Raw genomic sequence first — 13,055 nt, forward strand, 5'->3', positions numbered from 1 at the left:
CGATCGTGCAGCCCTTAAAAAAAACGGCCACCCAATCAACTTGGAGTGGCCGTTTTTATACCTGCTTGCTTACATATGCGAAATTAACGCATCCCCAAAGCCCGAAGACGACACCAGCTTCGCACCGTCCATCAGACGCTCGAAGTCATAAGTCACGGTCTTGGCCGAAATCGCACCATTGGTGCCCTTGATGATCAGATCAGCCGCCTCGACCCAGCCCATGTGGCGCAACATCATCTCCGCCGACAGAATCAACGAACCTGGGTTGACCTGATCCTTGCCCGCATACTTCGGCGCAGTACCGTGGGTCGCCTCGAACATTGCCACGGTATCCGACAGGTTCGCGCCCGGCGCAATACCGATACCCCCCACTTCCGCCGCCAGGGCATCAGACAGGTAGTCGCCGTTCAAGTTGAGGGTGGCGATCACGTCATATTCAGCCGGACGCAGCAAGATCTGCTGGAGCATGGCGTCAGCAATCGCATCTTTAACCACGACATTCTTGCCGGTCTTCGGATTCTTGAACTGCATCCACGGGCCGCCGTCGAGTAACGTAGCGCCAAATTCTTCGGCAGCCACTTCGTAGGCCCACTCCTTGAAGGCACCTTCGGTGAACTTCATGATGTTGCCTTTGTGCACGATGGTCAGCGAGTCGCGGTCGTTATCCACTACATATTGCATGGCTTTACGCGCCAGGCGCTTGGTGCCCTCCTTCGAGACCGGCTTCACGCCAATCCCGCAATCCTGGTCGAAACGGATCTTGGTCACGCCCATTTCTTCCTTGAGGAACTTGATCACCTTGATGGCTTCGGGCGAACCGGCCTTCCACTCGATCCCGGCGTAAATGTCTTCGGAGTTTTCGCGGAAGATGGTCATGTCCACGTCGCCAGGCTTCTTGACCGGGCTGGGCACACCTTCGAACCAGCGCACCGGGCGCAGGCAAACATACAGGTCGAGTTGTTGGCGCAGGGCCACGTTCAGCGAACGGATGCCGCCACCCACCGGAGTGGTCAGCGGACCCTTGATGGACACCACGTAATCCTTGACCGCATCCAGGGTTTCCTGGGGCAGCCAGGTGTCCTGGTCGTAGACTTGAGTCGCTTTTTCGCCGGCATACACCTCCATCCAGGAGATCTTGCGCTTGCCGCCGTAGGCCTTTTCAACAGCGGCGTCGACTACCTTGATCATCACCGGGCTGATGTCGACGCCGATACCGTCACCCTCGATGTAGGGGATGATCGGTTGGTCAGGAACATTGAGAGAATGGTCTGCATTGACGGTGATTTTGTCGCCGACTGCCGGAACCTGAATCTTCTTGTATCCCATGCTGAACTCCATCTATGGATTGAACATCTGGCTGCGTTCGAGCCTACTCCAGATAAATGGCGACTGAAACCTCGCGCCATGCTCATTTGCTTCGAAAACAGCATAATTTGTCGCCTACAAGCCTGAAAGCAAAGGCAAAATCGCCAATCTTGAGCACATCGTGCGACTTTGGTCGCAATCGGATACCTGCGACCTTTAGACCAATGGACGACACACCTTTTGTATGAAGGCTCGGCGTAAGCATAGCGACCTATGTATAATGCCGCCGCTGACCAAAGAGTCACGACGGCGGACCGCTCTAGAACACAGCCTTCCGCTACAAAGCAGGACTATTACAATAGTCCACCCGCTTGACGCTCGACTGATGCAACCCAACATCACCGCGAAGAAACCTCGACATTTCGCTCATGGATGACTTTGAACGAACGCGCTCCACCCGGCGCATCTCGAGTTTCTGCGCACGCTTTCAGCAAAGAAGAGAGTTAATCCGAATATGCCCACCCGCTCGAAGATCATCTACACCTTCACCGACGAAGCCCCGGCCCTCGCCACCTATTCACTGCTGCCTATCGTAGAGGCCTTCACCGCTTCCGCTGATATTGCCGTGGAAACCCGCGACATCTCCCTCGCCGCGCGCATCCTCGCAAGCTTCCCCGAGCAACTGGGCGCCAAGGCCATCCCGGACCACCTCGCCGAACTGGGCGACCTGGCCGTTACGCCTGAAGCCAACATCATCAAGCTGCCTAACATCAGCGCCTCGACTCCGCAGCTGCAAGCCGCGATCAAGGAACTGCAGGCCCAGGGCTATGCCCTGCCGGACTACCCGGAAACCGTAACCACCGACGCGGAAAAAGAAACCCGTGCACGTTACGACAAGGTCAAGGGCAGCGCCGTGAACCCGGTACTGCGCGAAGGCAACTCCGACCGCCGCGCACCGCTGTCGGTCAAGAACTACGCACGCAAGCACCCGCACAAGATGGGCGCCTGGGCTGCCGACTCCAAGTCGCACATCGCCCACATGAGCAACGGCGACTTCTACGGCAGCGAAAAAGCCGTACAGATCGAAGACGCTGATGCTGTCAAAATCGAGCTGATCGCCCAGGACGGCACCGCCACCGTCCTGAAGGAAAAGACCTCGGTACAGGCCGGCGAAATCATCGACACCGCCGTACTGAGCAAGAAAGCCCTGCGCGCGTTCATCGCCGCTGAAATCGAAGACGCCAAGAAACAAGGCGTGCTGCTGTCGGTTCATCTGAAAGCCACCATGATGAAGGTCTCCGACCCGATCATGTTCGGCCAGATCGTTGCCGAGTTCTATAAAGACGCCCTGGCCAAGCACGCTACCGTGCTGGAACAGATCGGCTTCAACCTGAACAACGGCATCGGCGACCTGTACGCGCGCATCAAGGCCCTGCCGGCCGAGCAGCAAGCGCAGATCGAAGCCGACATCGCGGCCGTCTACGCCGCTCGCCCTGCCCTGGCGATGGTCAACTCCGACAAAGGCATCACCAACCTGCACGTGCCGAGCGACGTGATCGTCGACGCCTCGATGCCAGCCATGATCCGTGACTCCGGCAAGATGTGGGGCACCGATGGCCAGCTGCACGACACCAAGGCGGTGATCCCGGATCGCTGCTACGCCACCATCTACCAGGCGGTCATCGAAGACTGCAAGGCCAACGGTGCCTTCGACCCAACCACCATGGGCAGCGTGCCAAACGTCGGCCTGATGGCGAAAAAAGCCGAAGAATACGGCTCCCACGACAAGACCTTCCAGATCAAGGCTGACGGCGTTGTTCGCGTCACCGACAGCAAGGGCAACCTGCTGATGGAACAGAAAGTCGAAGCCGGCGACATCTTCCGCATGTGCCAGACCAAAGACGCGCCGATCCAGGACTGGGTCAAACTGGCCGTCAACCGTGCCCGCGCCAGCAACACCCCAGCCATCTTCTGGCTGGACCCACAGCGTGCACACGACGGCGTCGTGGTCGAGAAGGTTCAGGCTTACCTGAAAGACCACAACACCGAAGGCCTGGACATCCGCATCATGTCGCCGGTCGACGCGATGAAGTTCACCCTGGAGCGCACCCGCAAGGGCCTGGACACCATCTCGGTGACCGGCAACGTACTGCGCGACTACCTGACCGACCTGTTCCCGATCATGGAACTGGGCACCAGCGCCAAGATGCTGTCCATCGTGCCGCTGATGAACGGCGGTGGCCTGTTCGAAACCGGCGCTGGCGGTTCGGCTCCGAAACACGTGCAGCAACTGGTTGAAGAGAACTTCCTGCGCTGGGATTCCCTGGGCGAGTTCCTGGCCCTGGCTGCGTCCCTTGAGCATTTGGGTGTGACGTACAACAACCCGAAAGCCTTGGTCCTGTCCAAGACCCTGGACCAGGCCACCGGCCAGTTCCTCGACAACAACAAGTCGCCATCGCGCAAAGTCGGCAACATCGACAACCGCGGCAGCCACTTCTACCTGGCGCTGTACTGGGCCCAAGCCCTGGCCGCCCAGACCGAAGACACTGCACTGCAAGCGCAGTTCGGCGAACTGGCCAAGACCCTGACCGCGAACGAAGCAACCATCGTTGCCGAGCTCAACGCCGTCCAGGGCAAGCCAGTGGACATCGGCGGCTACTACGCGCCGAACCCAGAGCTGACCAGCAAGGCCATGCGCCCAAGCAACACGCTCAACGCGGCGATTGCCAAGTTGAAGTAAGGTTGTAAGGATGCAAAGAAGCCCCGGCCCCGTGCCGGGGTTTCTGTTTATGCACTTTCCAACTGAAAAACCCAATCAAAATGTGGGAGGGGGGCTTGCCCCCGATGGCAGCCTACCATCCTAGTTATTTGCAGCTGGCCCACCGCTATCGGGGGCAAGCCCCCTCCCACATTGACTGCATCCTGCCAACAGACCACATCGAGACAACCATGACCTGGCAACCCCACATCACCGTCGCCACCATCGTCGAAGACGAGGGCAAGTTCCTGATAGTCGAAGAACTCAAAAACGGCCGTGCCGTGCTCAACCAGCCCGCCGGCCACCTCGATCCGCACGAAACCCTCACCGAAGCCGCTGTGCGCGAAACCCTCGAAGAAACCGGCTGGGACGTCGAAGCCACCGGCATCGTCGGCATCTACCTATACACCGCTCCCAGCAACGGCGTGACCTACCAACGGGTCTGCTTCATCGCCAAGGCCCTGAAACACCACCCGGACTATCAACTCGACGAAGGCATCCTCCGCGCCCGCTGGCTGAGCCGTGACGAGCTGATGGCGGTGCGCGACGACTGGCGCAGCGAGCTGATCATCCGCTGTATCGATGATTATCTGGCCGGCCACTGCCACAGTCTCGAATTGATCCGCCCTTCTCTTTAGCCTTGAAGGCCCGAGCCTGATAGAATCGCGTCCTTTTTCAAGACACCCGTTGAAACCCTATGCGTGATCCAGCCCCTTCTGACACACAAAAGAAGCGCGTCATCGTCGGCATGTCCGGCGGCGTGGACTCTTCCGTTTCCGCCGTTCTGCTCATGGAGCAGGGTTATGAGGTGGAAGGCCTGTTCATGAAGAACTGGGAAGAAGACGATGGAACGGAATATTGCACCGCCATGGACGACCTGGCGGACGCCCAGGCCGTGTGCGACAAGATCGGCATCAAGCTGCACACCGCCAACTTCGCCGCCGAGTACTGGGACAACGTGTTCGAGCACTTCCTGGCCGAATACAAGGCCGGCCGCACGCCGAACCCGGACATCCTGTGCAACCGCGAGATCAAGTTCAAGGCGTTCCTCGACTACGCCATGATGCTCGGCGCCGACCTGATCGCCACTGGCCACTACGTGCGCCGCCGCGACATTGATGGCCGCACCGAACTGCTCAAGGGCCTGGACCCGAACAAGGACCAGAGCTACTTCCTGCACGCCGTCGGCGGCGAACAGATCGCCAAGACCCTGTTCCCGGTAGGCGAGTTGGAAAAACCCGAAGTGCGCAGAATCGCCGAGAAACACGGCCTGGCCACCGCCAAGAAAAAGGATTCCACCGGGATCTGCTTTATCGGTGAGCGCCGCTTCAGCGACTTCCTCAAGCAATACCTGCCGGCAAAACCGGGCGAGATCCACACCACCGAAGGCGAGGTCATCGGCCGTCACCATGGTCTGATGTACCACACTATCGGCCAGCGCCAGGGCCTCGGCATCGGCGGCTTGAAAGACGCCGGTGAAGAGCCGTGGTACGTGCTGGTCAAGGACCTGGAAAACAATGTACTGATCGTCGGCCAGGGCAACGAACACCCACTGCTGTTCTCCGGCGCCTTGCTCGCTTCGGAAATCTACTGGGTCAACCCGATCGACCTGAGCACCCCACGCCGCCTGACCGCCAAAGTGCGCTATCGCCAGAGCGACCAGCCATGCACCCTGGAAAAAACCGCCACCGGCTACCGCGCCACCTTTGATGACCCGCAACGCGCGGTCACCCCTGGCCAGTCCGTGGTGTTCTACGATGGCGAAATCTGCCTGGGCGGCGGCGTGATTGAAATCGCCGAAGCCTGGAGCCAGAAGGCATGAGCCCGACGCAGGAGCAATTGACGGCACTGGGCGGGGTGTTCCTCGCCGCGGTATTGGTGGACAAGATCGCCAAGACCGGCCAGGTCACCGAAGCCGGCCTGACCTGCATGCTCGGCAGCCTGTTGATCCGCGACCCCAAGGACACCCTGGAAGTCTACGGTGGCGACGACCTGGCGCTGCGTGAAGGTTACCGCGCGCTGATCGGCGCCCTGGAGCGCGACCCCAGCACCCTGCAGCGCGAGCCGCTGCGCTATGCCCTGTCGATGCTCGGCCTCGAGCGTCAACTGGCCAAGCGCGAGGACATGCTGGAGGTCATCGGCAAGCGCCTGCCGCAGATACAGTCCCAGGTGGAACACTTCGGCCCGGCCCACGAAAACGTGATCGCAGCTTGTGGCGCGCTGTACCAAGACACCTTGAGCACCTTGCGCCAGCGCATCCAGGTGCACGGCGACATGCGCAACCTGCAACAACCAAACAACGCCTCGAAAATCCGCGCCCTGCTGCTGGCCGGTATTCGTTCGGCGCGGTTGTGGCGCCAACTGGGCGGTCATCGTTGGCAACTGGTGATCAGCCGTCGCAAATTGCTCAAAGAGCTTTACCCGTTGATGCGCAACGAATAAGTCGCAGCAGCAGGCCATTTTCAAGCCGTTACGCGTAATACGCCGGTCAGTTGGCAACGGACCGGCGGATTTTTTCATGTATGATACGCGCCCCATTTCGTTGCCCGACTGTCCGAGAACACCCCATGCAGCTCTCTTCGCTCACTGCGGTTTCCCCTGTAGACGGCCGCTACGCCGGCAAAACCCAGGCCCTGCGCCCTATTTTCAGCGAGTACGGCCTGATCCGTGCTCGCGTACTGGTTGAAGTGCGTTGGCTCCAGCGCCTGGCCGCTCACCCCGCCATCAGCGAAGTGCCGGCGTTTTCCGCCGAAGCTAACGCTGTGCTCAACACCCTGGCGGAAAACTTCTCCCTGGAGCACGCCGAGCGTGTGAAAGAGATCGAGCGCACCACCAACCACGACGTCAAGGCCATCGAATACCTGCTCAAAGAGCAAGCGGCCAAGCTGCCGGAACTGGCTCAGGTCAGCGAATTCATCCACTTTGCCTGCACCAGCGAGGACATCAACAACCTGTCCCACGCCCTGATGCTGCGCGAAGGCCGTGATGACGTGATGCTGCCGCTGATGCGCCAGACCGCCAACGCCATCCGCGAACTGGCGATCCGCTTCGCCGACGTGCCGATGCTGTCGCGCACCCATGGCCAGCCGGCGTCGCCAACCACCCTGGGCAAAGAACTGGCCAACGTGGTGTATCGCCTGGAGCGCCAGATCGCTCAAGTCGCCGCCGTACCGCTGCTGGGCAAGATCAACGGCGCCGTGGGCAACTACAACGCCCACCTGTCGGCCTACCCTGAGATCGACTGGGAAGCCAACGCCCGCGCCTTCATCGAAGATGAGCTGGGCCTGGGCTTCAACCCGTACACCACGCAGATCGAACCGCACGACTACATTGCCGAGCTGTTCGACGCCATTGCGCGCTTCAACACCATCCTGATCGACTTCGATCGCGATATCTGGGGCTACATCTCCCTGGGCTACTTCAAGCAGCGCACCATTGCCGGTGAAATCGGTTCGTCGACCATGCCGCACAAGGTCAACCCGATCGACTTCGAAAACTCCGAAGGCAACCTCGGCATCGCCAACGCCCTGTTCCAGCACTTGGCCAGCAAGTTGCCGATCTCCCGCTGGCAGCGCGACCTGACCGACTCCACCGTACTGCGCAACCTCGGCGTGGGCTTCGCTCACAGCGTGATCGCCTACGAAGCCAGCCTCAAAGGCATCAGCAAGCTGGAGCTTAACGAGCAGAAGATCGCCGCTGACCTGGACGCATGCTGGGAAGTCCTGGCCGAGCCGATCCAGACGGTGATGCGCCGCTACAACATCGAAAACCCATACGAGAAGCTCAAAGAGTTGACGCGCGGCAAGGGCATCAGTCCTGAAGCACTGCAAACTTTCATCGACGGCCTGGACATGCCAGCCGCCGCCAAGGCCGAACTGAAACTGCTCACCCCGGCCAACTACATCGGCAACGCTGTAGAGCAAGCCAAGCGCATCTGATCATCGCAAGACCCTTTGAGACGCCCGGCCGCGCCGGGCGTTTTTATTCCAGTCTCAAAAGTGCTTTTTTTCAATAGGTTACACATGAATCCTGATATCCCTCTTCAACTTCTGGGCGGCATCACGGCACGGGAATTCCTGCGCGACTACTGGCAGAGAAAACCGCTGCTGATCCGCCAGGCCATTCCTGATTTCGAAAGCCCGATCGACGCCGACGAACTGGCCGGCCTGGCGCTGGAAGAAGAAGTCGAGTCGCGCCTGGTGATCGAGCATGGCGAGCGTCCGTGGGAGCTGCGTCGCGGCCCGTTCGCCGAAGACGCCTTCAGCACCCTGCCCGAGCGCGAGTGGACCCTGCTGGTTCAGGCGGTCGACCAGTTCGTTCCGGAAGTGGCCGAGTTGCTGGAGCAATTCCGCTTCCTGCCGAGCTGGCGCATCGATGATGTGATGATCAGCTTCGCCGCACCGGGCGGCAGCGTTGGCCCGCACTTCGACAACTACGACGTGTTCCTGCTGCAAGCCCAGGGCAAGCGCAACTGGAAGATCGGCCAGATGTGCAGCTCCGAAAGCCCGCTGCTGCAGCACGCCGACCTACGCATCCTCGCCGAATTCGAAGAAAGCGCCGAGTGGGTCCTGGAACCGGGCGACATGCTCTACCTGCCGCCGCGCCTGGCGCACTTCGGCATCGCTGAAGACGACTGCATGACCTATTCCGTGGGCTTCCGCGCACCGAGCGCGGCCGAGGTGCTGACGCACTTCACCGACTTCCTCAGCCAGTACCTGACCGACGAAGAACGTTACACCGACGCCGATGCACAGCCGGTCAGCGACCCGCACCAGATCCAGAGCGACGCCCTCGACCGCCTGAAGAGCCTGCTGGCCGAGCACATGAGCGACGAGCGCATGCTGCTGACCTGGTTCGGCCAGTTCATGACCGAACCGCGCTATCCTGAATTGGTGGCGGGCGAAGAATTGGGCGAAGAAGACTTCCTCAGCAGCCTGCAAGATGGCGCCATCCTGGTGCGCAACCCTAGCGCGCGCCTGGCCTGGTCCGAAGTGGACGACGATGTACTGCTGTTCGCCAGTGGCCAGAGCCGTTACCTGCCAGGCAAACTGCGTGAGCTGCTGAAGCTGGTGTGCTCGGCCGATGCACTGCACAGCGAGAACCTGGGCGAATGGCTGGCAGACGAAGACGGCCGCGACCTGCTGTGCGAATTGGTCAAGCAAGGAAGCCTGGGATTTGCCGATGAATAGGATTCACGTAAGTGTCGCGGACTGGCAAAAGGATATCGCCGAGATTCGGCGCATTCGTGAAGCGGTGTTTATCGCTGAACAATCGGTTCCACCGGAGCTGGAGTGGGACGCGGACGACGCCGGCGCAGTGCATTTCCTTGCATTCGAAGGTGATTTTCCGATCGGCACCGCGCGCCTGCTGCCCAGCGGCGAGATCGGACGCGTGTCGGTCCTCAAGGACTGGCGCGGGCTGAAGGTCGGCGACAAGCTGATGGAAGCGGTGATTGGCGTGGCCGAAAAACGTGGCCAGGCCAAGCAGTTCCTCAGTGCACAAGTGTATGCGGCGCCGTTCTATGAGCGACTGGGCTTCAAGATCGTCAGTGACGAATTCCTTGAAGTCGGGATTCCGCATGTGGATATGGTGCGCGAGGGCTGATTCGAGACCGCGTCGCTGCCATCGGGGGCAAGTCGAATCGTCGCACCGCCCCTCCCACATTTTGACCGAGTAAGTCCTTTGGAATGCGGTCAAGTGTGGGAGGGGGCTTGCCCCCGATAGCCATTTCAGCAACACCAACAATGCCCTGCCATGCCAGGGCATTTTGCCGTCTACGATTCAACTTGCACCCGTCCAGGCCGACAAACTGGCACTATCCAGCCTAAATGACTCGCAGAGATAACGGACATGTCCCTACGCACCCTGCTCACCGCCCTCCTCCTGACTGCCAGCGCCGCGGCCATGGCCGACACCGAAGTCGTCAACCTGAGCAACCGTACCAGCGCCGACCTGCTGCCCGTGGCACAGAACTTCATCGGCAAGGACGGCACCGTCAGCGCTTATGGCAACCAGCTGATCGTGAAGGCCGACCCCGGCAAGATCCAGGACCTGCGCGCCCTGCTCTCTCAACTGGACACACCGGCCAAACGCCTGCTGATCACCGTCGACACCAACGAAAACAAACAGCAGAACACCGGTGACAGCCAGACGCGCATCATCAGCTACGGCACCACCAGCCGCGACGGCGGTATCCAGCAGATCCAGGCCAGCGAAGGCGTACCCGCGCTGATCCAGGTCGGCCAGAGCGTTCCGCTGACCACCACCCAGCAGGACAGCTATGGCCGCCTGCAGAACCAGACCCAGTATCGCAACGTGACCCAGGGCTTCTATGTGACCGCGAGCGTCACCGGCGAGACCGTGCACCTGGCAATCAGTACCAATCGTGACCGCATGAGCCAGGAGCGTCCCGATGTAGTGAACGTACAGAGCACCGACACAACCGTCAGCGGGCGCCTGGGTGAATGGATCACCCTGGCCGGCATCAATCGCGAGACCCAGGCCGACAAATCCTCTACAACCCGCAGCTACTCTACTCAGGGCCGCGATGACCTGACGGTGCGGGTCAAGGTCGATACCCTGAACTGAAGCACCAAAAACTGACTGACGAGTCGTATTAGACTAAAGATGTAGTGCTTGAAAAAAAGCACTACAAAACATTTGACGATCCAAAAAAGCATGGGCATGATGGCCTCGCTCCCGCTAATCAGGGGCCCTGGCAAGGGCCTTCGGATCGTCGCTCTAAACTACCCACCTGAGCCGATTCGTGTCTGTACCGCCCACAAGGCGTGTTTGACGAGGTTGCGACTGGAACGAAGTTGTCCCGAGGGACGGAAGCTAACCAGGTAACCCGGCTACACGCTGTTGAACACCCGAGGGCCCACGACGCCCGAAGACTGTTCTCGGTCCGCCTGTATCTGCCCGACCCTCTCGCCACTCGTTCATCCCGTCGCATTCCCCGCCAGACCCGACATGACCGCCTAAGCTTCTGGTCAGCGAGCAGCCCTGCCCACGCACTTGAATGCAGGGCTGGCAAATGGATTTTTCCACCACACGAAGACGCGACGAGGTTTACTTCCATGGCACTGACACGCGAACAGCAAATTGCAGCCCTCGAGAAAGACTGGGCTGAAAACCCACGCTGGAAAGGCGTGACCCGCGCTTATTCCGCTGCTGACGTCGTCCGCCTGCGTGGCTCGGTTCAACCTGAGCACACCTTTGCAAAACTCGGCGCCGAGAAGCTGTGGAACCTGGTGACACAAGGTGCCAAGCCTTCCTTCCGTCCCGACAAAGATTTCGTCAACTGCATGGGCGCCCTCACTGGCGGCCAGGCAGTCCAGCAGGTGAAAGCCGGTATCCAGGCGATCTACCTGTCCGGCTGGCAAGTGGCGGCGGACAACAACTCCGCTGAATCCATGTACCCCGACCAATCGCTGTACCCGGTGGACTCCGTGCCGACCGTGGTCAAGCGCATCAACAACTCGTTCCGTCGTGCCGACCAGATCCAGTGGAAAGCCGGCAAGAACCCGGGCGATGAAGGCTACATCGACTACTTCGCACCGATCGTGGCCGACGCCGAAGCCGGTTTCGGCGGCGTACTCAACGCCTACGAACTGATGAAGAGCATGATCGAGGCAGGCGCTGCCGGCGTGCACTTCGAAGACCAGCTGGCTTCCGTGAAGAAATGCGGCCACATGGGCGGCAAGGTACTGGTTCCAACCCAGGAAGCGGTACAGAAGCTGACCGCTGCCCGCCTGGCCGCTGACGTTGCCGGCACGCCAACCATCATCCTGGCCCGCACCGATGCCAACGCGGCTGACTTGCTGACTTCGGACTGCGACCCGTACGACCAACCGTTCGTGACCGGCGAACGCACCCAGGAAGGTTTCTACAAGGTGCGCGCCGGCCTGGACCAGGCGATTGCCCGTGGCCTGGCCTACGCCCCGTACGCCGACCTGATCTGGTGTGAAACCGCCAAGCCGGACCTGGACGAAGCCCGTCGTTTCGCCGAGGCGATCAAGAAGGAATACCCGGACCAACTGCTGTCCTACAACTGCTCGCCTTCCTTCAACTGGAAGAAGAACCTGGACGACGCGACCATCGCCAAGTTCCAGCGCGAGCTGTCCGCCATGGGCTACAAGCACCAGTTCATCACCCTGGCCGGCATCCACAACATGTGGCACAGCATGTTCAACCTGGCGCACGACTACGCCCGCAACGACATGACCGCCTACGTGAAGCTGCAGGAGCAGGAGTTCGCTGACGCCGCCAAGGGCTACACCTTCGTGGCTCACCAGCAGGAAGTGGGCACCGGCTACTTCGACGACATGACCACCGTGATCCAGGGCGGCACCTCGTCCGTGACCGCGCTGACCGGCTCGACCGAAGAAGAGCAGTTCCACTGATTGACTGAGTACACGGCCACTGCGGCCCCAAGGAAGACCTAACCGCAGTGCCGCACAACGATCACGCCCCGACCTGTTCGGGGCGTTTTTTTGCCTCGTGAAAACCTCCCTGACAAAATGGAGGTCAAAATGTGGGAGGGGGCTTGCCCCCGATGAGGGCGTGTCAGTTGATACATCTGTGACTGACCCGCCGCCATCGGGGGCAAGCCCCCTCCCACATTAAGAACGGTGGTGACCTAGGAATTTTTGTGCGAAACATTGATCCAGAGCGGTGTATGCGTGGATCAAATCGGTTAAAAGATCCCCGTCGCTAACTAAGTGGTGATCACGCAAGTAACGGCAACTTCCCCCGCCACACGAGAACCATTCGCTTACACCCCGCGCAAACAATAGTCATTATCATTTAGCGCATAAAAACTTCGTTACAGGTTAAACAAAACATAATTGATAAAAAGCCCGCTAATGCCCACACCGCAAGGGCTGCAGCCCCAGAAAGGTGCACTATGTGCTTATTCCACCGAATAATTTCGCCATAGGAATTTTACTTGCCCGGTGTTTAGCCATAAAATCACCGCGATTGATTGCAG

General features: G+C 60.0%; 10 protein-coding genes. 9 read left to right on the forward strand and 1 reads right to left on the reverse strand.

Translation table 11 applies throughout. The features are described 5' to 3' along the window. Positions 1-69: 69 nt before the first annotated feature. Positions 70-1,326, reverse strand: coding sequence for an NADP-dependent isocitrate dehydrogenase (gene icd, locus ACZ445_RS18430; protein WP_464707423.1), 1,257 nt, complete (start codon positions 1,324-1,326; stop codon positions 70-72). Between the two features lie 493 nt (positions 1,327-1,819). On the opposite strand from icd, the gene ACZ445_RS18435 reads away from it, so the two are divergent. From ACZ445_RS18435 to aceA, 9 genes are all read left to right on the forward strand, one after another. Beyond that, a complete protein-coding gene (locus ACZ445_RS18435; protein ID WP_464707424.1) occupies positions 1,820-4,045 on the forward strand; it encodes an NADP-dependent isocitrate dehydrogenase in 2,226 nt (741 codons plus the stop codon). 209 nt (positions 4,046-4,254) lie between these two features. Further along, entirely contained in the window at positions 4,255-4,701 is a 447-nt protein-coding gene (locus ACZ445_RS18440) for an NUDIX hydrolase (protein ID WP_058425013.1), read from the forward strand. A gap of 59 nt (positions 4,702-4,760) precedes the next feature. Next, positions 4,761-5,885, forward strand: coding sequence for a tRNA 2-thiouridine(34) synthase MnmA (gene mnmA, locus ACZ445_RS18445; RefSeq protein ID WP_058425014.1), 1,125 nt, complete (start codon positions 4,761-4,763; stop codon positions 5,883-5,885). After that, complete coding sequence (gene hflD / locus ACZ445_RS18450; RefSeq protein WP_058425015.1) at positions 5,882-6,505, forward strand: high frequency lysogenization protein HflD; 624 nt, start codon at positions 5,882-5,884, stop codon at positions 6,503-6,505. The genes mnmA and hflD overlap by 4 nt, the downstream gene beginning before the upstream one ends. A gap of 125 nt (positions 6,506-6,630) precedes the next feature. Then, positions 6,631-8,001, forward strand: a complete 1,371-nt coding sequence (purB, locus tag ACZ445_RS18455; protein ID WP_010209589.1) for an adenylosuccinate lyase — start codon at positions 6,631-6,633, stop codon at positions 7,999-8,001. A gap of 84 nt (positions 8,002-8,085) precedes the next feature. Then, positions 8,086-9,252, forward strand: a complete 1,167-nt coding sequence (locus ACZ445_RS18460) for a ribosomal protein uL16 3-hydroxylase (RefSeq protein WP_464707425.1) — start codon at positions 8,086-8,088, stop codon at positions 9,250-9,252. Next, entirely contained in the window at positions 9,245-9,667 is a 423-nt protein-coding gene (locus ACZ445_RS18465) for a GNAT family N-acetyltransferase (protein ID WP_058425017.1), read from the forward strand. The genes ACZ445_RS18460 and ACZ445_RS18465 overlap by 8 nt, the downstream gene beginning before the upstream one ends. A gap of 246 nt (positions 9,668-9,913) precedes the next feature. Further along, on the forward strand, positions 9,914-10,651 hold the full coding sequence (locus ACZ445_RS18470; RefSeq protein WP_464707426.1) for a secretin N-terminal domain-containing protein: 738 nt from the start codon (positions 9,914-9,916) through the stop codon (positions 10,649-10,651). Between the two features lie 491 nt (positions 10,652-11,142). After that, on the forward strand, positions 11,143-12,468 hold the full coding sequence (gene aceA / locus ACZ445_RS18475; RefSeq protein ID WP_003174717.1) for an isocitrate lyase: 1,326 nt from the start codon (positions 11,143-11,145) through the stop codon (positions 12,466-12,468). Positions 12,469-13,055 lie beyond the last annotated feature (587 nt).

Source organism: Pseudomonas allii, from assembly GCF_055380095.1.